This window comes from Enterobacter cloacae complex sp. 382A5, from assembly GCF_050031095.1.
Taxonomy (GTDB): domain Bacteria; phylum Pseudomonadota; class Gammaproteobacteria; order Enterobacterales; family Enterobacteriaceae; genus Enterobacter; species Enterobacter cloacae.
In genome coordinates, this window is sequence record NZ_JBLGVK010000001.1 from 1,143,503 (window position 1) to 1,168,505 (window position 25,003).

Genomic DNA, 25,003 nt, shown 5'->3' on the forward strand with positions numbered 1-25,003 from the left:
ACGTGCCCCTTCTAAAAAAGAGACAGGGGTAGGACGTGAAAGACGCGTCATCCGCTTCAGGCAACGGTAGCGCTGAAGCTTCGTCGGAACAGAACCCGACGCTGCAACGTGGTTTGCAAAATCGACATATTCAGTTAATTGCCCTTGGCGGCGCGATCGGTACCGGGCTGTTCCTGGGTATCGGCCCCGCCATTCAGATGGCTGGCCCGGCGGTCCTGCTGGGGTACGGTATCGCCGGGGTTATCGCCTTCCTGATCATGCGCCAGCTCGGCGAGATGGTCGTCGAAGAGCCGGTGTCAGGCTCGTTCGCTCACTTTGCCTATAAATACTGGGGCCCGTTCGCAGGCTTCCTCTCCGGCTGGAACTACTGGGTGATGTTTGTGCTGGTGGGAATGGCCGAACTGACCGCCGCAGGCATCTATATGCAGTACTGGCTGCCCGAGGTGCCAACGTGGGTCTGGGCTGCGGCCTTCTTTATTATCATCAACGCCGTTAACCTCGTGAACGTGCGCCTGTATGGTGAAACCGAGTTCTGGTTCGCGCTGATCAAGGTGCTGGCGATTATCGGCATGATCGGCTTTGGTCTGTGGCTGCTGTTCTCCGGCCACGGCGGCGAGCGTGCCACTCTCGACAACCTCTGGCAGCACGGCGGCTTCCTGGCGACGGGCTGGAAGGGGCTGATCCTGTCGCTGGCAGTGATTATGTTCTCGTTCGGCGGGCTGGAGCTGATTGGGATCACCGCGGCCGAAGCGCGCGATCCGCATAAAAGCATTCCAAAAGCGGTTAACCAGGTGGTGTACCGTATTCTGCTGTTCTACATCGGCTCGCTGGTGGTACTGCTGGCGCTCTACCCGTGGGTGGAAGTGAAGTCCGACAGCAGTCCGTTTGTGATGATTTTCCACGATCTGAACAGCAACGTGGTGGCGTCGGCGCTGAACTTCGTCATTCTGGTGGCGTCGCTGTCGGTCTATAACAGCGGGGTTTACTCCAACAGCCGCATGCTGTTTGGCCTTTCGGTGCAGGGGAACGCCCCGAAATTCCTCACCCGCGTCAGCCGCCGCGGTGTGCCGGTCAACTCTCTGCTGCTTTCCGGGGCCATTACGTCGCTGGTGGTGCTGATCAACTACCTGCTGCCGAAATCCGCCTTTGGTCTGTTGATGGCGCTGGTTGTCGCCACGCTGCTGCTGAACTGGATCATGATCTGCCTGGCGCACCTGCGTTTTCGCGCCGCGATGCGCCGCAAGGGGCGTGAGACGCAGTTTAAGGCGCTGCTCTATCCGGCAGGCAACTACATCTGTATTGCGTTCCTGGCGATGATCCTGGTGCTGATGTGCACCATCGACGACATGCGTCTGTCCGCGATGCTGCTGCCGGTGTGGGTGGTGTTCCTGTTTATCGCGTTTAAGCTCTCTCGAAGGTAAAAGCAAAACGGCAACCTGGTTGCCGTTTTTAATGTTTGCCCCCTCTCCCTGTGGGAGAGGGCCGGGGTGAGGGCACCAGACCGCACCAAACCCGACCGCATCCCGGCCGCATCTGCCTTCACGCCCGGTGGCGCTGCGCTTACCGGGCCTACAAAACACTGCTTCATCTTTATCGTGACCCCCCTCCCAAATCTTCTACGATCCACAGGATCTTTGTTTTGTAATCGATTACTTTTTTGTTTGAACTATTTTGTAATCGATTACTTTTTAGGGTGAGGCTTATCATGGTGTCAACAACTGAAAGTAGTGGAAAGGCGATAGCACCGCACCGGCTGCTGGTGCCGCGTCTGTCGCTGATGATGTTTCTGCAGTTTTTTATCTGGGGAAGCTGGTCGGTCACGCTGGGTCTGGTGATGACCCAGCACAACATGTCGTTGCTGATTGGCGATGCGTTCTCCGCCGGGCCTATCGCCTCTATTCTGTCGCCGTTTGTGCTCGGCATGCTGGTGGATCGCTTCTTCGCTTCGCAAAAGGTGATGGCGGTGATGCATCTGGCCGGGGCGGCAATCCTCTGGTTTGTGCCGGGCGCGCTGATTGCTGAAAACGGTGCGCTGCTGATCGGTCTGCTGTTTGGTTACACGCTCTGCTATATGCCGACGCTGGCGCTGACCAACAATATCGCCTTTCACAGCCTGGCGAACGTGGATAAAACCTTCCCGGTGGTGCGCGTGTTTGGCACTATCGGCTGGATTGTGGCGGGCATTTTCATCGGCGTCACCGGCGTGGCGGCAAGCGTCACCATCTTCCAGGTGGCGGCAGTCAGCTCCGTGCTGCTGGCTCTCTACAGCCTGACGTTACCGCACACGCCTGCTCCCGCGAAAGGGCTGCCGGTGCAGGTTCGCGATCTCTTCTGCGCGGATGCCTTTGCGCTGCTTAAAACCCGCCACTTTTTCGTCTTTTCCGTCTGCGCGATGCTGATCTCCGTCCCGCTGGGGACCTACTACGCCTACACCGCCTCGTATCTGGCGGATGCGGGTATTGCGGATGTCAGTACCGCCATGTCGTTCGGGCAGATGTCTGAGATCTTCTTCATGCTGGTCATTCCGCTGCTGTTCCGCCGCCTGGGCGTGAAGACCATGCTGCTGATCGGCATGCTGGCGTGGTTTGTGCGCTACGCCATGTTTGCGCTGGGCGTGAGTGAAGAGGGGCGCATCCTGCTCTATCTCGGCATTCTGCTGCACGGCGTCTGCTACGATTTCTTCTTTGTTGTCGGCTTTATCTATACCGACCGGGTCGCAGGCGAAAAGGTCAAAGGTCAGGCGCAGAGCTTGATCGTGATGTTCACCTACGGCATCGGCATGCTGCTTGGCTCGCAGATATCCGGCGCGCTCTATAACCGCCTGGTGGCCGGACAGGCCGTTCCGCAGGCGTGGGTCACGTTCTGGTGGATCCCTGCGGTGGCTGCCGCGGCGATCGCGCTGATTTTCCTTCTCACGTTTAAGTATGACGATGACAAGGCGTAATGTTCTGGAGGTGGTATGAGAACGATTAAGGGACCGGGTATTTTTCTGTCGCAGTTTATTGGTGTGAATGCACCGTTCAACACGCTCGACGGGCTGGCGGGCTGGGCGGCAGCGATGGGCTATAAGGCGGTGCAGATCCCCTGTAACCATCCGGCTATTTTTGATGTGCAGAAAGCGGCTGAAAGCCAGACCTATTGTGATGACATCACCGGCACGCTGGCGGAGCACGGGCTGGTGATCAGCGAGCTGTCGACCCATCTGGAAGGCCAGCTTGTGGCGGTGAACCCGGTGTACAGTGACGCGTTTGACCACTTCGCCCCTGCAGCCGTGCGCGGCAATGACGCCGCCCGGCAGGCATGGGCCACAGAAAAACTGAAACAGGCCGCTGTGGCCTCGGCGAGATTAGGCCTGAAGGCGCACGCCACCTTCTCCGGCTCGCTGGCATGGCCGTTTTTCTACCCGTGGCCGCCGCACAATGAGCAGCGTTTTCAGGCGGCGTTCCAGGAACTGGCAACCCGCTGGCGCCCGATTCTGGACGCCTTTGACGAGCAGGGCGTGAACGTCTGCTTTGAGCTGCATCCGGGGGAAGATCTGCACGATGGAGTGACCTTTGAGCGTTTTCTGGCGCTTGTTGATAACCACCCGCGCTGCAACATTCTCTACGACCCAAGCCATATGCTGCTCCAGCAAATGGACTACCTGACCTTTATCGACATCTACCATGCGCGTATTAAAGCGTTTCACGTGAAGGATGCCGAGTTTCGCCCCAACGGGCGCAGCGGCGTCTACGGTGGCTACCAGCCGTGGCTCAACCGGGCCGGGCGGTTCCGCTCACTGGGGGACGGGCAGATCGACTTCAAAGGCATCTTCAGCAAGCTGACCCAGTACGACTACGACGGCTGGGCGGTGCTGGAGTGGGAGTGCTGCCTTAAGGACGGCGATACCGGTGCCCGCGAAGGCAGCGAGTTTATTCGCCGTCACATCATTCCGGTCTCCGGGCGCGCGTTTGATGATTTTGCCGCAGGAGGCAACGATGATTAACGTCGGCATTATCGGCAGCGGGTTTATTGGCCCGGCGCATATCGAGGCGCTTCGGCGTCTCGGGTTTGTGCAGGTGGTGGCGCTCTGCGACGGTACGTTTGCCGAGGCGCAGGCAAAAGCGCGTCAGCTTAACGTGCCGCACGCCTTCGACAGCGTGGAGGCGTTGCTTGCACATCCGGATTTACACGTGGTGCACAACTGCACGCCAAACCATCTGCACGCGGAGATTAACCGCCAGATCCTGCGCGCGGGAAAGCACGTATTCTCCGAGAAGCCGCTGTGCATGACCCCGGGCGAAGCGCGTGAGCTGGTAGCGCTGGCGGAGCAGGCAGGGGTGATTCACGGCGTCAGCTTTGTCTATCGCCAGTTTGCCATGGTGCGCCAGGCCGCAAGCATGATGAGGGCGGGTAGCATCGGGCGGATCTTCGCCGCGCACGGCAGCTATCTGCAGGACTGGATGCTGCTGGAAACGGACTACAACTGGCGGGTGGATGCGGCGCTCGGTGGCGCATCGCGCGCGGTGGCGGATATCGGCTCGCACTGGTGCGACACGGTGCAGTTTGTTACCGGACGGCGCATCATCGAGGTGATGGCCGATTTATCCATCGTCTGGCCGACGCGCAAGGCAAACGTGGCAGGCAATCACACCTTCACTCATGACGAAAATGCGCAGTATGAAGAAAAACCGGTCACCACCGAAGATTTTGGCTCAGTGCTGTTCCGCTTTGACGACGGCAGCAAAGGCTGCTTTAGCGTTTCACAGGTGAGCGCCGGGCGCAAAAATCGCCTGACCTTTGAAATCAACGGCAGCGAGCGGTCTGTTGCATGGGATCAGGAGGTGCCGCAACAGCTGTGGATCGGCCATCGCGCGCAGGCCAGTCAGACGCTGAGTGATGACCCGACGCTGATGAACCGCGATGTGGCCGACAGCGCCCACTTCCCCGGCGGGCACATCGAAGGCTGGCCCGATGCGTTTAAAAACATGATGGCGCAGTTTTACCGTGCCGTGCACGCCGGCGTGATGCCTGAGCGGCCCGAGTTTGCGACGTTCCACGACGGGGCGAATGTGATGTATATCATTGATGCTATTGTGAAAAGTCATGAGCAGCAGCGCTGGGTTCGTGTGCAAGCGTAACGCGTTGTCCGGTTCGCCGGGCAACGAATTTATGGTAGCCTGCATAAAACGTTAACCGCAGGAAGTGCCGTCGCTATGTCAATTCAGAAAATCGCTCAGCTTGCCGGGGTGTCCGTGGCAACGGTCTCGCGCGTGCTTAACAACAGCGATACCGTGAAGGCGAAAAACCGCGAGCGCGTCCTGCAGGCCATTAAAGAGAGCAACTACCAGCCCAATTTGCTGGCGCGTCAGCTGCGTACCGCGCGCAGCTATATGATCCTGGCGATGGTCTCGAATATCGCCAACCCGTTCTGCGCGGAAGTGGTGAAGGGCATTGAAGAGGAAGCCGAGAAGAACGGCTACCGCATTCTGCTGTGTAACTCCGGATCGGATATCGAACGCTCCCGCTCGGGGTTAAGCCTGCTGTCGGGCAAAATCGTCGACGGCATTATCACCATGGATGCCTTCTCAAAACTGCCTGAACTCGCCGGGCTGATCGGCTCCGCGCCGTGGGTGCAGTGCGCTGAATACGCCGACGCCGGAACGGTTTCCTGCGTGGGCATCAATGATGTGGACGCGTCACAGCATGCCATCAGCCAGCTTGCCGACGGCGGACGCAAACGTATCGCGATGATCAATCACGATCTCAGCTACAAATATGCCCGCCTGCGCGAACGCGGCTACAAAAGCGTGCTCCACCTGCGGGATCTGGATTATCAGGCGGTGGAATATGCCCGCGATCTCAGCTCCAGCGCGGGCATGGCGGCGATGCAAAATCTGCTGAAGGACAACCCGCCGGACGCGGTATTTGCCGTGTCCGATACCCTTGCGGCAGGGGCGCTGCGTGCCATACAGCAGGCGGGGCTGCGCGTGCCGGAGGATATCGCGGTGGTAGGGTTTGACGGTACGGAGCTGGCGGAGATGATCTCGCTGACCACCATTGAACAGCCTTCGCGGGATATCGGGCGCAAGGCAGTCGATCTGCTGTTGAATAAAATCGACAACCCGGATGCGCCCACGGAGAGGGTGATGCTGGACTGGCGCTTTATTTCCCGCGCCAGTACCTGATTATTGTGCGATGCCGCCCGCCAGGGATCGAATATCGTTCCCGGTGGGGGACTGATGAATACGCAGTCCAAATTCATCCACCACGGCAAAAATATGGTCGAAGATGTCAGCCTGAATCTCTTCATATTCCGCCCAGACCACCGTGTTGGTGAAGGCATATATTTCAATCGGCAGACCATTTGCGTCAGGCGCCAGCTGGCGCACCATCAGCGTCATATCTTTACGAATACGCGGGTGGTTACGCAGATATTCATTCAGATAGGCGCGGAAGGTGCCGATATTGGTCATCTTGCGCAGGTTTAATACCGATTCCCCTTCACCGTTTTGCTGATTCCACAGGTTTATTTCCTCATGACGCGCGGCCAGATAAGGCTTCAGCAGTTTCGCCTGAATCAGCTTCTGCTGCTCCTGCTCGTCGAGGAAGTGAATGCTGGTGGTGTCGATATTCAGGCTGCGCTTAATGCGTCGCCCGCCGGAGGCAGACATGCCGCTCCAGTTGATGAACGCGTCGGAGACCAGCGCCCACGTCGGAATGGTGGTGATGGTGTTATCGAAGTTGCGGACTTTAACCGTGGTGAGACCAATGTCCGTCACCGTGCCGTTAGCGCCGTATTTCGGCATCTCCAGCCAGTCGCCGAGCTTGAGCATATCGTTAGCGGAGAGCTGAATACCGGCGACCAGCCCCAAAATGGGGTCTTTAAACACCAGCATGAGTACCGCTGCCATGGCCCCCAGGCCGCTTATCAGAATGGCGGGTGACTGGCCGATCAGCAGAGAGATAATTAAGATCCCCACCAGAATGGCGCTCACCAGCTTGATCCCCTGGAAGATCCCCTTCAGTGGCAACTGCGAGGCGGTCGCCATTTTCTGCGACAGATTAAAAATCACGTCCAACAGCGAGAAGAAAGAGAGCAGGGCATACACCATCACCCACAGCTTCGCGCAGGTGGTGAGCATTTCCGCTGCTTCGCTGCCTTTTTGCAGCCACAGTACCGCCTGAACGTTGACGATTATCCCCTGAAGGGTAAACGCCAGGCGGTGAAATAACTTGTTCTGCGTAATGATCTGCAACCATAAATGGCTGCTGGCCTGCGCGCGTTTCTCGAAAGCGCGGAGCACCACTTTGTGCAGAATAAAATGAACAATGATGGCGGTAAGAAAAATAATACCAAAGATAATCACTAACGAGGTGGTGTGATTAATTTCAATCCCTAACTCTTCAACCTGAGCAATTAATTCCTGCATAACGTCTCCTGTAATGATGCAGCCCCATAATGGCGGCTGCGGATCTATTATGCAAATTCGCGGCTTATTTGGTGGCGTGGCAGGTTTTCACCACCGGCAGGCACAGACGATGGCGCATACGTAACGTTGCCAGCCCCAGCACGATCATCATGCCGGTTTCCACGGCGAGGAAGACGTTAATCGCCTGGGTGTAATCGCCGTGGTGGTTTTGCAGCGCGTGCAGCAGGATCGCACCAAAAATCGCCGGGCCAAGCCCCAGGGCGGCCTGCTGCAGCGTGCTTAAAATCGCGCTGGCCGCCCCGGCATCGTCAGGCTGAATGTCGCGCATCCCGATGCGGTAGAAGCTGTTGACGATCAGCGCCTGCCCATATCCAACCAGCCCGGTTGCCGGTGCCAGCGTCAGCGCCGTGTTGTCCATGCCCCAGAGACGGAAGGTGGCAATCAGCGCCAGCAGGCCGATAATCTGAATCGCCAGCCCGGTCAGCAGAATCGAGCTGGTGCTGTAGCGGGCAATCAGACGCGGGGCAAACCATGCCGATATAAAATAGGTCACCCCCAGGGCGATAAAACTGTTCCCCGACTGCCACGGTGCCATTCCCAGACCGGTTTGCATGGTCAGCGCCATACAGAACATAAACCCGGACCAGACGCTGAAAAAGAGCAGCGCAATCAGCACGCCAAAGCGGATGCTGCGAAGCTGCATCAGACGCGGCGGGATCAGCGGATGGGCATCCTCACGCTCTTTTTTACGGGCATTTAAGACCATCAGATACCCCAGCGGGATAATCGCCATCAGTGCGGCCTTCAGCGGCCAGGACCAGTGCCACTGCGGGCCGAGGGCCATCGGAAACAGCAGGCAGCAGAGAATGACGGCCAGCAGGACGGTGCCCGTCCAGTCAATGCGCGACGGGGTTTCGCGACGGGTTTCCGGCACATAGCGACGGCTCAGCCCCAGAACCACCAGACAGATGGGCACGTTGATAAAGAAGGCGTTACGCCAGCCCAGCCCGGCGATATCTGCCGACACCAGCCAGCCGCCGCCCATCTGCCCGACGATAAACGCAATGCCGCCGATACCGCCAAACAGGCTGATCGCTTTCGCATGGGCCGTGCCTTTTAGCGTCACGTGCAGCGTGGCGAGGATTTGCGGCACGATCAGCGCCGCTCCTGCGCCCTGAATGATGCGCGCGGCAAGCAGTTGCTCAATGGTTCCCGCCATTCCACACAGCAGCGACGCCAGGCCAAAACTTGCCACGCCCCACATAAACAGACGACGGCGCCCGAGGTTATCCCCGAGCTTGCTGCCAAGGGCAAGGCAGACGGCGAAGGCCACGCCGTAGAGCGCGACAATCAGCTCCAGTTCGGTGGCGGTGGCGTGCAAGGAGTGGGTGATAGCGTCCAGCGCTACGTTGGTGATCGAGGTATCAATCAGCGGCAGCATCTGGCCGGTTAACAGCAATATCAGGCCTGCGCGACCCGGTGAAACAACTGACGTATTCATGGTAACTCCATTGCGTCATTCAACAGATGGTCGTAGCATCAACGATCTGATAAACGGGTACCAGTTCTTGCTTATACTGGTACTGGCACTACCATGCAGGGGGAGTTATGGCGCTGATGTCTGAACCTGTTGTCTCACTCAAGGACGACACGCGAAAACAGCTGGGGGCATTTTTACGCGCCCGGCGTGAGAGCCTTGATCCACAGCGTCTTGGATTGCCGCGCAGCGGCCGCCGCCGCACGCCGGGGCTGCGCCGTGAAGAGGTGGCTTTGCTGGCTGACGTGGGCGTGACCTGGTATACGTGGCTGGAGCAGGGCAGAGATGTTAATCCCTCCAGCACCGTGATGGCGGCAGTGGCAAAAGCGCTGCAATGCACCCCGACCGAGACGCGCCATCTGTTTGTGCTGGCCGGATTGCCACCGGGTGAAGCGCCACAGGCGACGGGCTGCGAGGGGATTAGCGAGGGCACGCGTCGCCTGCTTGATACCCTCATGCCGAAACCCGCCAGCATCCAGAAACCCAACTTCGATATCGTGGCGTGGAACGACAGCTTCGGGCACTTAATGGGCGTCGATTTCAATGCGATCCCGCCGGAAGATCGCAACTGTATTTATCTTTTCCTCACCCATCCCGCATGGCGTGCGCGGCTTGGCAAGCGTGACGACGTGCTGCCGATCTTTGTCTCCTATTTCCGCGCGGCGATGGCCGAGCACCGGGGCGATCCGCTGTGGGAAGCGAAACTGGCGCGTTTCTTTGCGGTGTCTGAAGAATTTAAAACCCTGTGGCATCAGCGCAATGACGTGCGCGGGGTGGAGAACCAGCTCAAGCTGTTTACCCATCCTGAGCTGGGCGAGTTTACCCTGCAGCAGATGTACTGGTACTCTGCACCGCGTAATGGATCGCGGCTACTGGTCTATCTGCCGGTGGATGACGCGGGGGAGAGGGCGATGGAATGGCTGGCGGAGCAGGCAAAATGAAGGTAACCCGAAAACAGGAGCGGCTTTTGCGCCGCGCGCTCAACGAGTGGCAACAGGAAGGCACATTAAGCGCTGACGAGCATCAGCGTCTGGCGGGCACCTTGACACGCGTCACCATGGACTGGCAGCGGCTCAGCCGCTATGCCTTCTGGACGGCGCTGGCCTGCGTGATCATCGCTATTGGCAGCCTGTTCTCCGACAGTGAACTGATGGCGCGCATTATTGCATTCTTCTCTTTCTCCTCCATCGCCCGCATCGGGCTGCCTGCGCTGGTTGCCGTGCTGTTTTATCTGTGGGGCTTCAGCCGACAGCGGCGTGAAACCCAGTGGCATTACAGCACTGAAGCCATGCTTTTTCTCGGCGTGCTCTTTACCGCCATCGCGCTCTGGCAACTCGGGGAGCGACTGGATAACGGCAGCGGCCATATCGCACCGCTGTTCCTGGCGGGATGTGCGGTTTACGGGCTGGTGGGCTTCTTTGGTCGCTCCGGCCTGGTGTGGCTGTTTTTCCTGCTCTCACTCGGTAACTGGTTTGGCGCGGAGACGGGTTATATGTCGGGCTGGGGCGCCTACTGGCTGGGAATGAACTACCCGGTACGCTTTATCTTCTTCGGCGGTGCGCTGCTGGCACTGTGCTGGCTGCTGCGCGGAAGGCTGCAGGCGCGCCATCTATATACGACCAGCAAAGCGATGGGGCTCACGTATCTGTTTGTTGCCCTGTGGATCATGTCGATTTTCGGCAACTACGATATCGATAACTGGTATGGCGTTACGCAGGCTTCGCTGCTGCCGTGGGCGCTGCTGTTCGCCGTGGCGGCGGTGCTCTGCATTTACATCAGCCTTAAAACCGACGACGGCATGCTGCGCGGTTTTGGCCTGACCTTCCTCGCCATTAACCTCTACACCCGCTACTTCGAATACTTCTGGGACGGCATGAACAAAGTGGTGTTCTTCCTGCTCCTCGCGGCGTCGCTGGCGGTGATTGGGCGCTATGCAGAACGAATCTGGCACGCGGGTAACCCGGCCAGGTAAGTTTTTTGCGAGAAGGATTCAGGGAATTGACGTGGACTCGGTTGATCCTGGCGCAAACGTGTAAGGTAAATCACGAAAGGCGAAATTAGCCTTTAATGCAAATTGCCTTATATGTTAATATTGTCAGGGATGAATAACCATGTTCAGACTTATCGTTCATCATGCGGTTCGGGAGGAGATCCTCGCATTGCCTGCGGTGGTACAGGCGAAGTTGATTCGCCAGCTAGATAAATTGCGTACTCATCCAACCGCATTGAGGGAGCCTGATAGCAAGCCGTTGCCACATGGCTTGTTTGAAATAAGAACAGTTGGGCTGCTCCATAGTCGGGGAATTTATGTCTACCAACGGGAGAAGACCATTTTTCTGTTGCGGGTCTTTATTAAGAAGACGCAAAAAACCCCCTCCGCTGAAATCCGTCTGGCACTGAAGAGACAACAGGAGATGTTGGATGAGCAAGAAGATTATTAACTGGGACGAATTAAGAGCTGAGTTATTAAGTGATTCAGAGGTACAGGCATCTTTTGATGCGGAAGAGCGTAAAGCGCGTCTTCGTGACATGCTGGCGCAATGGCGAAACCAGGCCGGACTGACGCGTGCGCAGGTGGCAGAGAGGATGGGGGTTAGCGCGCCAACGGTTTCACGAATGGAAGCAAATATCACACGAGCCAGTCTGGATACCTTAACGCGTTATGCGCTGGTGTGTGGGGTAAAGCATCCGCAGATCACGCTTTATTAACAGCTGGCACGCCGGGATCCAGCGTGCCAGTACTGATTAGCACTCAGTCACAATCGTGCTCAGCAGCAGGCGAGATTTTGGCAGCGTGGCGTTGAAATCTTCCACGCTGTGATGCCCAACCGGCACCACCACCAGGCTGGTGAAACCTTTCTCTTTCAGGCCGAACTCTTCGTCGAGGATCGCGGCGTCGAAACCTTCAATCGGTACCGCATCCAGGCCCAGCGCAGCCACGCCCAGCAGGAAGTTACCCACGTTCAGATAAACCTGTTTCGCCATCCACTGGTCGTCATCTTTCAGATCCACACGGTGCATGTCAGCGAAGTAGGTACGACCTTTATGGTTCGCCGCTTTGGCTTCTGGCGTGTTGAAACGGCCATCGGCCTCTTCCTGATCCACCACGCGTTCCAGCCAGGCATCATCCATCGCGGTTTTCGCGCAGAACACCACCACGTGAGAAGCGTCCAGCATTTTGCGCTCGTTGAAGACGTAAGTACCTGCGGCAGATTTCGCCACGCGAGCTTTACCTTCCTCGGTGCTGGCGACAATAAAGTGCCACGGCTGGGAGTTGGTGCTGGACGGGCTGTATTGCAGCAGGGTTTTGATCTTTTCCGCTTCGTCTGCGGTCAGTTTTTTAGCGGGGTCGAACGCCTTGGTGGAGTGGCGTTTCAGGGCGACAGAAATAATATCCATAACAACTCCTGGTAATGAAATTCGCCCGCACGCGGGCGCGAAAGGAGAGCAGATTACAGCGAGACGCGGAAAAAGATAAGTGCGATTCGAGCGCTTATACTGTTCGTCTCAGACGAACAATCAAACCGGTCTGATCCACTTCTGGTCTTTTTTCGGCAGCTTATCCACCACCAGATTCCACGAGTCATTGATGAGATCGGTCACCAGCTCTGGCGTAACGTCGTCGGTACCGTAGAGGGAAATCCAGTGTTTTTTATTGAGGTGATAGCCCGGTTCCACCCCGCGATAAATCTGCTGGTTTAACAGCGATTTTTCCGGGTCTGACTTCAGGCTGACGTGGGGCCGTCCATGTACGGTGCCCATCAGCATAAAAATTTTTCCGCCTATCTTAAACACATCGTATTCCGGCCCAAACGGCCAGCAGTGTTCGGTGAAAGGCAGCTCCAGCGCCACGCGTTTGGCGTGCTCCTGCAGGGATTTACTGTCCATCGCTCTCTTCCTGGGCAAGCCCGCGCCACATAACCTCAAACCCGAGCGCTTTAAAATCGACGGCGCGAGAAGGATCGCGGGTGGCAAATTCCATTGTGGATTCGGCAAGCGATAAGAAAAGCGCATCGCCAAAGGTTTTAAACTCATCGGACATAAATACCTGGCGCACCGAGCGGCGGCAGAGTTCATGCAGCTCCGGGAACATCTCTTTCACCGCCAGTTCCGTTTCGGCGCTCAGCTTTTCACTCACGCCTATCTGGCGGATTGCCGCATGCGCCACGGGGTTACGAATCCCCCAGTCCACATAGCTGTTCCAGATGTTTCGCGTATGCTCTTTCGGTGTGGTAAGGCTGCGATCCAGATTAGAGAGCATTGACTGACAGAGGTCCTGCTTGAGGTGCAGGTAGAGGGCATTCAGCAGATCGTCTTTGGTAGCAAAGTAGCGGAACAGGGTGCCTTCGGCGACGCCCGCTTTACGGGCAATTAACGCCGTTGAGGCGGCAATACCTGACTGCGCAAATGCCGCGGTTGCGGCGTCCAGTAAGGCCTGTTTTTTATCTTCACTCTTCGGACGTGCCACTAAATTTTTCCTCCTGTCAATTGTAAAAACCCTGATTGAAACACGTGCTTTGACCCGCTGCAACGCGGAATGTCAAAGATCGAAAACGTCTTGACGACTTTATCATCATATCTATAATGAGTGCTTACTCACTCATAATCAAGTTCAGCCCGCGCAAACCATCGGATGGGGCGCGTTTTCGGGTCAGGATATGAAAAAGTCCCTCTTCATCTGCGTGGTGTTTGTCATGATTATTGCTTCAGCCGCGAGTTTACCGTTTGTTCTGAATGCCGGATTTGGCCAGCCACCGCAGGGTGCGCAGCTCACGGAAGTGGAGGCCTCGCCGCAGTATCGCGACGGCAAATTCCACAATACATTGCCCACGCCAGGCTATAACGGCGACAAAAATATGCTGGTGGCGATGTGGGAGTTCCTGACCAAAAAGACTGAAAACGCCCGTCCTGCACAGCCGCTGCCGCTGGTGAAAACCGATCTCGCGAGTCTGCCGCTGGAGCAGGAGACGCTGGTGTGGCTCGGTCACTCCTCCTGGTATATGCAGCTTGCGGGGAAACGGATCCTTATCGACCCCGTTCTTGGAAATTACGCCGCGCCGTTTTCATTCCTCAACAAAGCCTTCGCCGGGGAATATCCCTGGCAGGCGAGCAGCATGCCGGAGATCGACCTGCTGATCATTTCGCACGATCACTACGATCACCTGGATTACGCCACCATCACGGCGCTGCTGCCGAAGGTGAAACGCGTGATCACTCCGCTGGGCGTGGGATCGCACCTGCGTTACTGGGGAATGAAGCCGGAGATTATTGAAGAGCGCGACTGGAACCAGTCGGTGCGCATCAGCGAGGCGCTGACGGTACATGTACTGCCCGCGCGTCACTTCTCCGGGCGCGGCATCAAGCGCAATCAAACCCTGTGGGGCAGTTTTATGTTCGTTACGCCCGAACAGAAGATTTATTACAGCGGCGATTCAGGTTACGGGCCGCATTTTAAGGCCATCGGCGAGCAGTTTGGCGAAGTGGATTTAGCCATTATGGAAAACGGTCAGTACGACCAGGACTGGAAGTACATCCATATGCTGCCGGAAGAGACGGCGCAGGCCTCGGTGGATCTAAACGCGAAAGCCGTGGTGCCGGGACATAACGGGCGCTTCGTGCTGGCGAAACATACCTGGAACGATCCGCTGATCCAATTGGCAAAAGCCAGCAAGGACAAAAATTATCGGCTGTTGACACCCGCGCTGGGCGAGCCTGTCCGGGTGAGTGATCCCACGCAAACATTTCGTGAGTGGTGGGAATAATGATCAATCAGGAAGCTGAAGGGGAGAGCAGTATGACCATTTCCGCTCAAGTCATCGACACTATCGTCGAGTGGATCGACGATAACCTGCACCAGCCATTACGTATCGAAGAGATTGCCCGCCATGCGGGTTACTCGAAATGGCACCTGCAGCGGCTGTTTATGCAATACAAAGGGGAGAGTCTGGGGCGCTATATCCGTGAACGTAAGCTGCTGCTGGCGGCGCGGGATCTGCGCGAATCAGACGCCCGGGTGTACGACATCTGCCTGCGTTACGGGTTTGACTCGCAGCAGACCTTCACCCGCATCTTCACCCGCACGTTCAACCAGCCGCCTGGGGCGTATCGTAAAGAGAACCACAGCAGGGCACACTGAGCTGTTTTGCCCGGTGGCGGTTTCGCCTGACCGGGCCTGCATCCTTACGACGCCAGAGAAAACCAGCGGCGCCAGACGAAACGCAGCACGAAGAATTCGATGGCGCCGAGCAGTAAGAACCACACGCAGAACAGAATGGTGTAGAGCTGGTTAAGGTCGACCATGTGGAAGGTCTGAACCAGCTTCTGCGCCAGCACCAGCCCGAGAGAGGGGGCCGGTAGCAGCAGGCACGAAAGCAGGGCCAGCAATAAAATGCCGCCCGCAGTGAGCAGCGATTCTAACGGGTGTTTCATCGTAATGTTAATCGTCAGTTAAAAATGTCATTGTCCGGCATCCCGGAACGTAAAGCAATATAAACCCACCCACCCGGTTTCACTGAAATAATCACCGCTTATCAGCTTCTTATTCGTAAAATAAAAATAAATCCTCACGCGCGATTAAAACAATATCGCGTTATGTCAATTAATGTCTGGATTACGAAAATAATTTTACAAAGGAATAGGTGCTATATCCAATTAACGTTGCAATAACAATGGCTGCGATAATGTATAACGCCAGACGGCGTCCGCGATAAATACCAAACATGGTTCCTCCTCGTTTAAAGTTGGTTTAGAAATATTTTGTAAAAATTGGCTCATCGAAATAGTTTTATGCAGTTTTGAATAACCGAGAAGTCATTATATTGCGGTAGATCAATTTTACTCGCAAGACTTTAAAATGAATTTATTTTAGCCCGAAAGGAATTCAGGCTTCAGTTCACCGGATATTGAAGGAAAAATACAATGACCGAAAAAAAATTGTCCCCGAACGTGCCGCCTTCCGGCGGGCTGGCATACCAGCAGACCGTAGAGCAGGTGCTTGCGCACACCCAGAGCCAGGCCAGGGGTCTGGAGCGTGCAGAGGCGCAGGCGCGTTTGCAAAAACATGGCCCGAATGCGCTGCCGGAGAAAAAAGGTAAACCCGCCTGGCTGCGTTTTTTAGCCCATTTTAATGATGTTCTGATTTATGTCCTGCTGGCCGCAGCCGTATTAACGGCAATAATGGGCCACTGGGTCGATACGCTGGTTATTTTAGGCGTGGCGGTGATCAATGCGTTAATTGGTCATATTCAGGAAAGCAACGCGGAAAAATCGTTGAAGAGTATTCGTAATATGCTCTCCAGCGAGGCGCGTGTTATTCGCGATGGCAACCATGAAACAATACCCACAACTGAAATAGTTCCGGGCGATATTATTGTTTTACGTGCGGGGGATCGTATTCCCGCAGATATGCGCTTAATCGAAGCACATAATTTACGCGTGGAAGAGGCGATTCTCACCGGCGAATCAACGGTGGTAGATAAACACACCAACCCGCTGACCGGTGAACTGCCGCTGGGCGATCGCACTAACCTGGTCTTCTCGGGCACCACCGTAAGCGCGGGTGGGGGGATCGGCGTGGTGATTGCCACCGGGCAGGAGACCGAGCTTGGCCACATCAACCAGATGATGGACGGGATTGAAAAACACCGCACGCCGTTGCTGGTACAGATGGACAAGCTGGGCAAGGCTATCTTCGCCATTATTCTGGCGATGATGGCGGCGCTGTTTATCTTCAGCCTGGTGTTCCGCGAGATCCCAATGGGCGAGCTGCTGCTCTCGCTGATTAGCCTGGCGGTGGCGTCCGTACCGGAAGGTCTGCCGGCGATTATCTCCATTATCCTCTCTCTGGGTGTGCAGGCGATGGCGCGCAAGCGGGCGATTATCCGCAAGCTGCCAACGGTTGAAACCCTGGGGGCGATGACCGTGGTCTGCTCGGATAAAACCGGCACCCTGACCATGAACGAAATGACGGTGAAGGCCATCATCACCGCTGACGCCTGTTACCGCGTGGACGGCAACAGCTACGAGCCGGTGGGTAACATTTACCTGGAAGGCAGCGACGAGCCGATGCAGATCCAGCCGGACACCGTGCTGGAGCAGTACCTGCGCACCATCGACCTGTGCAATGACAGCCAGCTGATTCAGGACGAGCGCGGCCTGTGGGGCATCACCGGTGGGCCGACCGAAGGCGCGCTGAAGGTGCTGGCGGCGAAAGCCCACCTCGCGCCGGTCATGACCACGCTGATTAACAAAATCCCGTTCGACTCGCAGTACAAGTACATGAGCACCCACTACCAGATTGGCAGTGAGGAGCAAATCCTGATCACCGGCGCGCCGGATGTGATTTTCGCCCTCTGCGCACAGCAGCAGACCCGCAACGGTGCGCAGGCGTTTGACCGTGCGTACTGGGAAAGCGAGATGGAGCGCTATGCGCGCCAGGGGCTGCGTATGGTGGCCGCAGCGTTCAAACCGGCAAACGGCGAGCAGGCGCTGACGCATGACGATCTCAGCCACGGTCTGATCTTCCTCGGTATCGCCGGGATGATGGATCCACCGCGCCCGGAAGCCATTGACGCCATTAACGCCTGCCAGCAGGCGGGGATCCGCGTGAAGATGATCACCGGCGATCACCCGCAGACGGCAATGAGCATTGGCCAGATGCTGGGGATCACCAACAGCGAGCAGGCGGTGACCGGCTACCAGCTGGAGAAGATGGATGACACCGAGCTGGCGGACGCGGCGGTGAAGTATGACATCTTCGCCCGTACCAGCCCGGAGCATAAGCTGCGCCTGGTGAAAGCGCTGCAGGACAAAGGCGAGATCGTCGGCATGACCGGCGACGGCGTGAACGATGCCCCGGCGCTGCGTCAGGCGGACGTGGGTATTGCGATGGGCATCAAAGGCACGGAAGTAACCAAAGAGGCGGCGGACATGGTCCTGACGGACGATAACTTCGCCACCATTGCCAGCGCGGTAAAAGAGGGGCGTCGTGTCTACGACAACCTGAAGAAAACTATTCTGTTCATCATGCCAACTAACCTGGCGCAGGGGCTGCTGATTGTGATTGCGCTGCTGGCGGGGAACATCATTCCGCTCACGCCGGTACTGATTCTGTGGATGAACATGGCAACCTCCGCCACGCTCTCCTTCGGCCTGGCGTTTGAAGCCGCCGAGCGCAACATCATGCGCCGTCCGCCGCGTCAGACCGGGCAGCACGTGATGGACGCGTATGCCGTGTGGCGCGTGGCCTTTGTGGGCACCATGATTGCCATCGCCGCCTTTGCGCTGGAAGCCCTGCTGGCCCCGCGCGGTCACAGCGCGGAGTTCATCCGCACCGTGCTGCTGCAGATGCTGGTCTGCGCCCAGTGGGTGTACATGATTAACTGCCGCAATACCGAAGGGTTCTCCCTGAACCGTGGCCTGCTGGCAAACAAAGGGATCTGGCTGGTGACCGGCGTGCTGTTCCTGCTCCAGGCGGCCATTATCTACCTGCCGTTTATGCAGATGCTGTTCGGGACGGAAGCGCTGCCGCTGCGCTACTGGTTCGTAACGCTTGCGGTAGCGGGTGTGATGTTCTTCGTCGTCGAAATCGAGAAGCGACTCACCCGCAGGTTCCGTAAGGCTGCATAATCTTTTGCCCTCACCCTAACCCTCTCCCACAGGGAGAGGGGACCCTGACCTCCCTCTCCCGGTGGGAGAGGGCCGGGGTGAGGGCAACAACCCTGAGGTACTCCCATGAAATTCCCACTCCTGTTCGCACTGTTTACCTTCACCCTGCCACCTGCCTTTGCCGCCGCCATTCCTGTTCGCGTTGCCACCGTGGAACAAACTACCCACGCTGCTGAACGCCAGATCCCGGGGCGCATCGAGGCGATTCACACCGTTGAGTTGCGCGCACGCACGGAAGGCGTGATAACCAAAATCAACTTCCGCGACGGGCAATATGTGAAAAAAGGCGACGTGCTGTTCGAACTGGATGATGCCGAGCCGCGTGCTGCCGTGCGTCTGGCCCAGGCCGAGGTGACAAGCGCTGAAGCGACGCTGCGGCAGGCGCAGCAGCAGCTCTCCCGTTTTGAAAGCCTGGGCAACAACAACGCCATCAGCCGCCACGATGTGGATAACGCCCGTATGCAGCGCGATGTTGCCCGCGCTGCGCTGGAACAGGCGAAAGCCCGGCTGGAAACCCGCAACGTGACGCTGGGGTACACGCGCATCACATCACCGATTGCCGGGCGCGTGGGGCACAGCAACTTCCACGTCGGCAGCCTGGTCAACCCCGCAAGCGGCGTACTGGTGGATGTGGTGCAGCTGGATCCGATCCGCATCGCCTTTGCGCTGGAAGAGGGCGCCTTTGCTACTAAGGCCGGACAGCATGCGGATATCAACGCCATGAAGCGTGCCTGGCAGGCGCTGATCGACAACAACGGCCAGCGCGTCAGCGGCGAGCTGACGTCGGTGGATAACCGCATCGATCCGCGCACCGCCAGCGTGATGCTGCGCGCCGAGTTCGCTAATCCGCGCCATCAGCTGCTGCCCGGCGGCAATGTGAATGTGACTTTGCGCCCGATGAGCGAGAAGGCGGTGCTTACGCTGCCCACCGCCGCGGTACAGCAGAACGGCGACGGGTTCTTTGCCTGGGTGATTAACGCCGACGGCAAAGCCGAAATGCGCCCGCTGAAGATCGCCGGACAGATCGGGCAGCAGTTCCAGATCGCCTCTGGCGTACAGCCTGGTGAGCGAGCGATCGCTGACGGCGTGCAGCGTGTTCAGCCCGGCGCTGCCGTCCAGATACTGAATTAAGGAGCCATCATGCTGACGTTTTTCATCAAACGCCCGCGCTTTGCGATGGTGATTGCGCTGGTCATTACCCTGTTGGGGGCTATCGCGCTGAAGCTGATCCCGGTGGAGCAGTATCCGCAGATCACGCCGCCGGTCGTGAATGTGTCAGCGTCATGGCCGGGGGCCAGCGCGGCTGACGTGGCCGAGGCCATCGCCACGCCGCTGGAGACCCAGCTTAACGGCGTGGATCACATGCTGTATATGGAGTCCACCAGTTCGGATGAAGGAACCTACAGCCTGAACATCACGTTTGCTGCCGGGACAGACCCGGATCTGGCCGCCATCGACGTGCAAAACCGCGTGTCGCAGGCCGTGGCACAGCTACCGGCCGAGGCACAGCAAAACGGCGTGCAGGTGCGCAAGCGCGCCACCAATCTGATGATGGGGGTAAGTCTTTACTCACCGGAAAACACCCATACGCCGCTGTTTGTCAGCAACTACGCCAGCACCCAGGTGCGCGAGGCGCTGTCCCGTTTGCCCGGCGTCGGGCAGGTGCAGATGTTTGGCGCGCGCGACTACAGCATGCGCATCTGGCTGCGGCCCGATCGCATGAACGCGCTCAACGTCACCACCGACGACGTGGCGCAGGCGCTGCGCGAGCAGAACGTGCAGGGCGCGGCAGGCCAGGTCGGTACACCACCGGTCTTTAACGGCCAGCAGCAGACCCTGACCATCAACGGGCTGGGGCGCTTAAACCAGGCAGAAGAGTTTGCCAACATCATCATCCGCGCGGGCGAGATGGGGCAACTGGTACGCCTGCAGGACGTTGCCACCATCGAACTTGGCTCGCGCAGCTACAGCTCGGGCGCGCAGTTGAACGGACATGACTCCGCCTACCTTGGTATTTACCCCACTCCGTCTGCTAACGCCCTGCGCGTTGCCGGGGCGGTGCGTGCAGAGCTGGAGCGTCTCTCGACGCGCTTCCCGGACGACCTGGTTTATGAGGTGAAATTCGACACCACCACCTTCGTGGCTGCCACCATTAAAGAGATTGGTGTCTCTCTGGCGCTGACGATGCTGGCGGTGGTGGTGGTCGTCTCCCTGTTTCTGCAGAGCTGGCGCGCCACGCTGATTGTCGCCCTTGCCATTCCGGTGTCGCTGGTGGGCACCTTTGCGGTGCTTTACACGCTTGGCTATTCCGCCAACACGCTCAGCCTGTTCGCCATTATTCTGGCGCTGACCATGGTGGTGGATGACGCCATCGTGGTGGTGGAGAGTGTTGAAACGCTGATGGCGGAAGGGCAGAGCCGGACGGCGGCGACCGCGCTGGCGCTGCGCCAGATTGCCGGGCCGGTGATCGCGACGACGCTGGTGCTGCTGGCGGTATTCGTGCCGGTGGCGTTGCTGCCGGGGATTGTCGGCGAGCTGTACCGCCAGTTTGCGGTCACGCTCTCCACCGCCGTAACGCTCTCAAGCCTGGTGGCGCTGACGCTGACACCCGCGCTGTGTGCGCTGCTGCTGCGTCCGCGTCCGGCGCAGTCCGCGGCGATTTTCCGCGGCTTCAACCGGGGGCTGGAGGCCACGCGTAGCCTCTACTCCCGCATGGTGAGTATATTCACCCTTCGTCCGTGGCTGGCACTGCTGGCCACCGCTGGTGCAGCGGCTGTGGTGGTGTTCAGCTTTATGTCGATGCCTAAAGGCTTCCTGCCGCAGGAAGATCAGGGCTACTTCTTCGCCAGCGTTCAGTTGCCGGAAGCGGCCTCGCTGGAGCGCACCGAGGCGGTGATGGCTACGGCACGCGAATTAATTGCTAAACATCCGGCGGTGGAAGACGTGATTCAGGTCTCCGGGTTTAACATCCTCAACGGCACCAGCGCCTCCAACGGCGGGTTTATCTCCATCATGCTGAAGGACTGGAGCGAGCGTCCGCCGCTGGATGAAGTGATGGGTACCCTTCAGCGCCAGCTGCTGACGCTGCCGGAAGCAACCATCATGACCTTTGCCCCGCCGACGCTGCCGGGGCTGGGCAATGCTTCCGGCTTCGACCTGCGTATTCAGGCGCAGGCGGGGCAGAGCCCGGCGGAGCTGGAGCGCATCACCCGCGAGGTGCTGGTGAAAGCCAACCAGCATCCGCAGCTGAGCCGCGTATTCACCACCTGGAGCAGCAACGTGCCGCAGCTGACGCTGACCGTTGACCGCGAGCGCGCGGCGCGTCTCGACGTACCGGTGTCACGCATCTTCAGCAGCCTGCAAACCGCATTTGGCGGCACGCGTGCCGGCGATTTCAGCGTCAACAACCGCGTCTACCACGTGGTGATGCAAAATGAGATGCAGTGGCGCGAGCGCGCCGGGCAAATCAGCGAGCTGTTTGTGCGCAGCAACAACGGCGAGCGGGTGCGCCTGAGTAATCTCGTGACCATCACGCCCACCGTTGGCGCGCCGTTCCTGCAGCAGTACAACCAGTTTCCATCGGTGTCGGTGAGCGGTTCCGCGGCGGAAGGGGTGAGCAGCAGCACTGCGATGGCGGCGATGGGCGACATTCTGGCGGAAAACCTGCCAGCCGGCTACGACTATGCCTGGAGCGGCATGTCATACCAGGAGCAGCAGACCGGCAATCAGGCGATATGGATTGTGCTGGCGGCGGTGGTGATGGCGTGGCTGTTCCTCGTCGCCCAGTACGAGAGCTGGACGCTTCCGGCGAGCGTAATGCTCTCGGTGCTGTTCGCCATCGGCGGGGCGCTGGTCTGGCTGTGGATAGCCGGCTACGCCAACGACGTGTATGTGCAGATTGGCCTGGTGTTGCTGATAGCCCTTGCTGCCAAGAACGCGATCCTTATCGTCGAGTTTGCCCGCGCGCGGCGCATGGAGGGGATAGCAATTGTCGATGCGGCTCGCGAGGGGGCATCACGCCGCTTCCGTGCGGTAATGATGACGGCGGTATCGTTCATCATTGGCGTCCTGCCGATGATGCTGGCGACCGGGGCGGGTGCCCAAAGCCGTCGCATCATTGGTACTACGGTATTCAGCGGTATGCTGGTGGCGACCGTAGTGGGGATCCTGTTCATCCCCGCACTGTTTGTGCTGTTCCAGCGCCTGCGCGAGTGGGGGCATAGCCTTACGGACTCGTCGCCCACAGCTCGCAGTGCTTCTGAACCAGAGAAATAAGCGAGCCGCCGTCGGCGATAAAGTCCCGCATGCGCTGCGCCTCGCTCTTGCCCTGCTTTAACAGCAGGGCAAGTTCCTTAATCGCGCTCGTCGCGCCGAGTTTCTCGGCCGATGGCGCAACCTGCTCCAGCAGCCAGGCAAGATCTTCCGCCACCGTCTTATGCTCGCCGGTATGCACGTCCGTCAGTATGCCCTCAAGCCCGTAGCGACACGCCTGAAAACGGTTAAAGCGATACAGCAGAAAATCCCTCTCCTGATGCTTATACGGCCGGGTGGTCAGCAGCCAGTGGGATGTCGCCTGGATCAGCCCGGCGATATTGATCGCATGGCCGAGCGTCAGCGGCGTATCCATCACCCGCACCTCAACGGTGCCAAAATGTGGGCTGGGGCGGATGTCCCAGTGCAGATCTTTAATGCTGTCGATCATGCTGGTTGAGCTCAGGCGGCGAAACAGCCCCTCGAACTCCTGCCAGTTGTTGACCCACGGCATCTGCCCGTTATCCGGGAACCCGGAAAAGATATTGAGTCGCGAGGAGGCAAACTTTGTGTCCGTGCCCTGCATGTAGGGTGATGCGGCGGCCAGGGCGATAAAGTGCGGGACAAAGCGTGACAGGCCATGCAGCAGATAAATCGCGTCATCGCCGGTCCGGCACCCGACATGCACGTGCTGGCCAAACACCGTCGCCTGTAAAATCAGATAGCCAAAGCGCTCCAGCGTGATGTTGTAGCGCTCGTCATCGCACACCTCCTGCCGCTGCCACTTCTGGAACGGATGCGTCCCGCCGCCGCAGATCTGAATATGCTGCTCCGCCGCCGCCCGCAAAATGCTCTGCTGCATCATGGAGAACTGTGCCGCCGCCTGATCGATGTTCTGGCACACGCCGGTGGCAATCTCAAGCATGCTTTCGGTGATATCGTGTTTAACTTCACCGCCTTTGATGTCGTCTTTAACGGCGGCGATAAGCGCGGAAGAGTCCTGGCTCAGATCGTATCCCGGTGGGTTAACCACCTGCAGCTCGAGTTCGATGCCAAGGGTATAGGGTTCAGAGGATTTGAAATCGGGTAAAGGCATGGCGCACTCCGTTGTCTGTCGTGTGTTGAGTATAGACAACGACGTGGCGCTCACTTTTTACAGTGGTATAACTGTTAGCAGGCTTAGCGAAAAGGGGAGTTAACCATGTCTGACAATCCAGTGATTGCGCTGATTGGTCCTGGTGCAATTGGTACCACCATCGCCGCGGTGCTACATGACGCTGGCCGCACGCCGCAGTTGTGCGGACGCACCGCACATCCTGAACTGCGTCTGCGCGACGACGAAGGTGAAACGGTCGTGCCGGGTCCGGTATTAACCGACCCGTCCGTCGTCACGCGTCCCGCCGATCTGGTTTTTGTGGCGGTAAAAACGACGCAGAACGCCGACAGCGCCGGGTGGCTGCGCGCCCTGTGCGATGAAAACACGGTGGTCTGCGCCCTGCAAAACGGCGTGGAGCAGAAAGCCCAGTTGGAGCCGTGGGTTAATGGCGCAACGGTGCTGCCGTCGGTGGTCTGGTTCCCGGCGCAGCGTGAGCCGGATGCGTCGGTCTGGTTGCGTGCCAAACCGCGCCTGACGCTGCCGGACGTTCCGCAGGCAAAACGGGTGGTAGACGCGTTGCAGGGCACACGCTGTGCGGTTGAGCTGTCGGCTGATTTTGCCACTGTCGCCTGGCGCAAGCTGCTGCAAAACGCGGTGGCCGGGCTGATGGTGCTGGCCAACCGTCGTGCCGGGATGTTTTCGCGCGAGGACATCAGCGCGCTGGGGCTGGCGTATCTGCGCGAAGGCCTTGCTGTCGCCCGTGCCGAGGGGGCAGCGCTCAATGATGACGTTGCGCAGGAGATCCTGGCGAACTTCCAGCGCGCCCCGGCCGATTTAGGCACCTCGATCCTTGCCGACCGTCAGGCCAACCGCCCACTGGAGTGGGATATCCGCAACGGCGTGATCCAGCGCTATGGCCGCGCGCACGGTATTCCGGTGCCCATCAGCGATGTGATAGTGCCGCTGCTGGCGGCGGGGAGCGAGGGGCCGGGGTGAGATAGAGTCTGGAGCGAGTGAAAGACCCGGCCATTGTGCGCCGGG

The 25,003-nt window shown here is 58.4% G+C and carries 22 protein-coding genes; 15 read left to right on the forward strand and 7 right to left on the reverse strand.

Going from position 1 to position 25,003, the window contains the following annotated elements:
- Positions 1 to 35: 35 nt before the first annotated feature.
- The 5 genes from pheP (at position 36) to ACQG2G_RS05420 (ending at position 6,167) form a co-directional block, all read left to right on the forward strand.
- Entirely contained in the window at positions 36 to 1,421 is a 1,386-nt protein-coding gene (gene pheP, locus ACQG2G_RS05400; RefSeq protein ID WP_040021452.1) for a phenylalanine transporter, read from the forward strand.
- A 284-nt stretch (positions 1,422 to 1,705) separates the two neighbouring features.
- Positions 1,706 to 2,944 carry an MFS transporter gene (locus tag ACQG2G_RS05405; RefSeq protein ID WP_236277183.1) on the forward strand — a complete coding sequence of 413 codons (1,239 nt, stop codon included), beginning with the start codon at positions 1,706 to 1,708 and terminating at the stop codon, positions 2,942 to 2,944.
- 15 nt (positions 2,945 to 2,959) lie between these two features.
- On the forward strand, positions 2,960 to 3,985 hold the full coding sequence (locus ACQG2G_RS05410; protein WP_061771658.1) for a sugar phosphate isomerase/epimerase family protein: 1,026 nt from the start codon (positions 2,960 to 2,962) through the stop codon (positions 3,983 to 3,985).
- A complete protein-coding gene (locus ACQG2G_RS05415; RefSeq protein WP_061771659.1) occupies positions 3,978 to 5,120 on the forward strand; it encodes a Gfo/Idh/MocA family protein in 1,143 nt (380 codons plus the stop codon). The genes ACQG2G_RS05410 and ACQG2G_RS05415 overlap by 8 nt, the downstream gene beginning before the upstream one ends.
- Before the next feature lie 75 nt (positions 5,121 to 5,195).
- Complete coding sequence (locus ACQG2G_RS05420; protein ID WP_061771660.1) at positions 5,196 to 6,167, forward strand: LacI family DNA-binding transcriptional regulator; 972 nt, start codon at positions 5,196 to 5,198, stop codon at positions 6,165 to 6,167.
- On the opposite strand, the gene ACQG2G_RS05425 is transcribed toward ACQG2G_RS05420, so the two are convergent.
- A complete protein-coding gene (locus ACQG2G_RS05425; RefSeq protein WP_020689363.1) occupies positions 6,168 to 7,412 on the reverse strand; it encodes a mechanosensitive ion channel family protein in 1,245 nt (414 codons plus the stop codon).
- Positions 7,413 to 7,476: 64 nt separating this feature from the next.
- Positions 7,477 to 8,913, reverse strand: a complete 1,437-nt coding sequence (locus ACQG2G_RS05430; RefSeq protein WP_029882609.1) for an MFS transporter — start codon at positions 8,911 to 8,913, stop codon at positions 7,477 to 7,479.
- Between the two features lie 107 nt (positions 8,914 to 9,020).
- Here ACQG2G_RS05430 and ACQG2G_RS05435 point away from each other — a divergent pair, with 107 nt between their 5' ends.
- The 4 genes from ACQG2G_RS05435 (at position 9,021) to ACQG2G_RS05450 (ending at position 11,658) form a co-directional block, all read left to right on the forward strand.
- On the forward strand, positions 9,021 to 9,890 hold the full coding sequence (locus tag ACQG2G_RS05435; protein ID WP_013097685.1) for a helix-turn-helix transcriptional regulator: 870 nt from the start codon (positions 9,021 to 9,023) through the stop codon (positions 9,888 to 9,890).
- Complete coding sequence (locus tag ACQG2G_RS05440; RefSeq protein ID WP_044158814.1) at positions 9,887 to 10,921, forward strand: hypothetical protein; 1,035 nt, start codon at positions 9,887 to 9,889, stop codon at positions 10,919 to 10,921. Before ACQG2G_RS05435 ends, ACQG2G_RS05440 begins: the two co-directional genes overlap by 4 nt.
- Positions 10,922 to 11,060: 139 nt before the next feature.
- Positions 11,061 to 11,390 carry a type II toxin-antitoxin system RelE/ParE family toxin gene (locus ACQG2G_RS05445; protein ID WP_014830966.1) on the forward strand — a complete coding sequence of 110 codons (330 nt, stop codon included), beginning with the start codon at positions 11,061 to 11,063 and terminating at the stop codon, positions 11,388 to 11,390.
- The gene (locus ACQG2G_RS05450; RefSeq protein WP_013097683.1) at positions 11,371 to 11,658 is read left to right on the forward strand and encodes a helix-turn-helix domain-containing protein; all 288 of its coding nucleotides are present in this window, start codon (positions 11,371 to 11,373) and stop codon (positions 11,656 to 11,658) included. The genes ACQG2G_RS05445 and ACQG2G_RS05450 overlap by 20 nt, the downstream gene beginning before the upstream one ends.
- 36 nt (positions 11,659 to 11,694) lie before the next feature.
- Here ACQG2G_RS05450 and nfsB read toward each other — a convergent pair whose 3' ends face one another.
- From nfsB to ACQG2G_RS05465, 3 genes are all read right to left on the reverse strand, one after another.
- Positions 11,695 to 12,348, reverse strand: a complete 654-nt coding sequence (gene nfsB / locus ACQG2G_RS05455) for an oxygen-insensitive NAD(P)H nitroreductase (RefSeq protein WP_061772632.1) — start codon at positions 12,346 to 12,348, stop codon at positions 11,695 to 11,697.
- A 120-nt stretch (positions 12,349 to 12,468) separates the two neighbouring features.
- On the reverse strand, positions 12,469 to 12,837 hold the full coding sequence (locus tag ACQG2G_RS05460; RefSeq protein ID WP_013097681.1) for an MmcQ/YjbR family DNA-binding protein: 369 nt from the start codon (positions 12,835 to 12,837) through the stop codon (positions 12,469 to 12,471).
- Positions 12,827 to 13,417, reverse strand: a complete 591-nt coding sequence (locus ACQG2G_RS05465) for a TetR/AcrR family transcriptional regulator (RefSeq protein WP_013097680.1) — start codon at positions 13,415 to 13,417, stop codon at positions 12,827 to 12,829. Before ACQG2G_RS05465 ends, ACQG2G_RS05460 begins: the two co-directional genes overlap by 11 nt.
- A gap of 190 nt (positions 13,418 to 13,607) precedes the next feature.
- Between ACQG2G_RS05465 and ACQG2G_RS05470 the strand changes: the two genes are divergently transcribed.
- Together ACQG2G_RS05470 and ACQG2G_RS05475 are read left to right on the forward strand one after the other, a co-directional pair.
- On the forward strand, positions 13,608 to 14,711 hold the full coding sequence (locus tag ACQG2G_RS05470; RefSeq protein ID WP_061772631.1) for an MBL fold metallo-hydrolase: 1,104 nt from the start codon (positions 13,608 to 13,610) through the stop codon (positions 14,709 to 14,711).
- 32 nt (positions 14,712 to 14,743) lie between these two features.
- The gene (locus ACQG2G_RS05475) at positions 14,744 to 15,085 is read left to right on the forward strand and encodes a RamA family antibiotic efflux transcriptional regulator (protein ID WP_014830972.1); all 342 of its coding nucleotides are present in this window, start codon (positions 14,744 to 14,746) and stop codon (positions 15,083 to 15,085) included.
- A gap of 44 nt (positions 15,086 to 15,129) precedes the next feature.
- Here ACQG2G_RS05475 and ACQG2G_RS05480 read toward each other — a convergent pair whose 3' ends face one another.
- Entirely contained in the window at positions 15,130 to 15,378 is a 249-nt protein-coding gene (locus ACQG2G_RS05480; protein ID WP_013097677.1) for a DUF1158 domain-containing protein, read from the reverse strand.
- 489 nt (positions 15,379 to 15,867) lie between these two features.
- Here ACQG2G_RS05480 and ACQG2G_RS05485 point away from each other — a divergent pair, with 489 nt between their 5' ends.
- The 3 genes from ACQG2G_RS05485 (at position 15,868) to ACQG2G_RS05495 (ending at position 22,890) form a co-directional block, all read left to right on the forward strand.
- Positions 15,868 to 18,576: a cation-transporting P-type ATPase gene (locus tag ACQG2G_RS05485; protein ID WP_038418853.1), complete on the forward strand. Its 2,709-nt coding sequence runs from the start codon at positions 15,868 to 15,870 to the stop codon at positions 18,574 to 18,576.
- 105 nt (positions 18,577 to 18,681) lie between these two features.
- On the forward strand, positions 18,682 to 19,746 hold the full coding sequence (locus tag ACQG2G_RS05490) for an efflux RND transporter periplasmic adaptor subunit (protein WP_061772629.1): 1,065 nt from the start codon (positions 18,682 to 18,684) through the stop codon (positions 19,744 to 19,746).
- 9 nt (positions 19,747 to 19,755) lie between these two features.
- A complete protein-coding gene (locus ACQG2G_RS05495; protein ID WP_061772628.1) occupies positions 19,756 to 22,890 on the forward strand; it encodes an efflux RND transporter permease subunit in 3,135 nt (1,044 codons plus the stop codon).
- On the opposite strand, the gene ACQG2G_RS05500 is transcribed toward ACQG2G_RS05495, so the two are convergent.
- Positions 22,841 to 23,962: a YbdK family carboxylate-amine ligase gene (locus ACQG2G_RS05500; RefSeq protein ID WP_013097673.1), complete on the reverse strand. Its 1,122-nt coding sequence runs from the start codon at positions 23,960 to 23,962 to the stop codon at positions 22,841 to 22,843. The genes ACQG2G_RS05495 and ACQG2G_RS05500 overlap by 50 nt on opposite strands.
- A gap of 105 nt (positions 23,963 to 24,067) precedes the next feature.
- Between ACQG2G_RS05500 and ACQG2G_RS05505 the strand changes: the two genes are divergently transcribed.
- Positions 24,068 to 24,958 (forward strand): oxidoreductase, encoded by an 891-nt coding sequence (locus tag ACQG2G_RS05505; protein ID WP_038418860.1) that lies wholly within the window; start codon positions 24,068 to 24,070, stop codon positions 24,956 to 24,958.
- Positions 24,959 to 25,003: the final 45 nt, after the last annotated feature.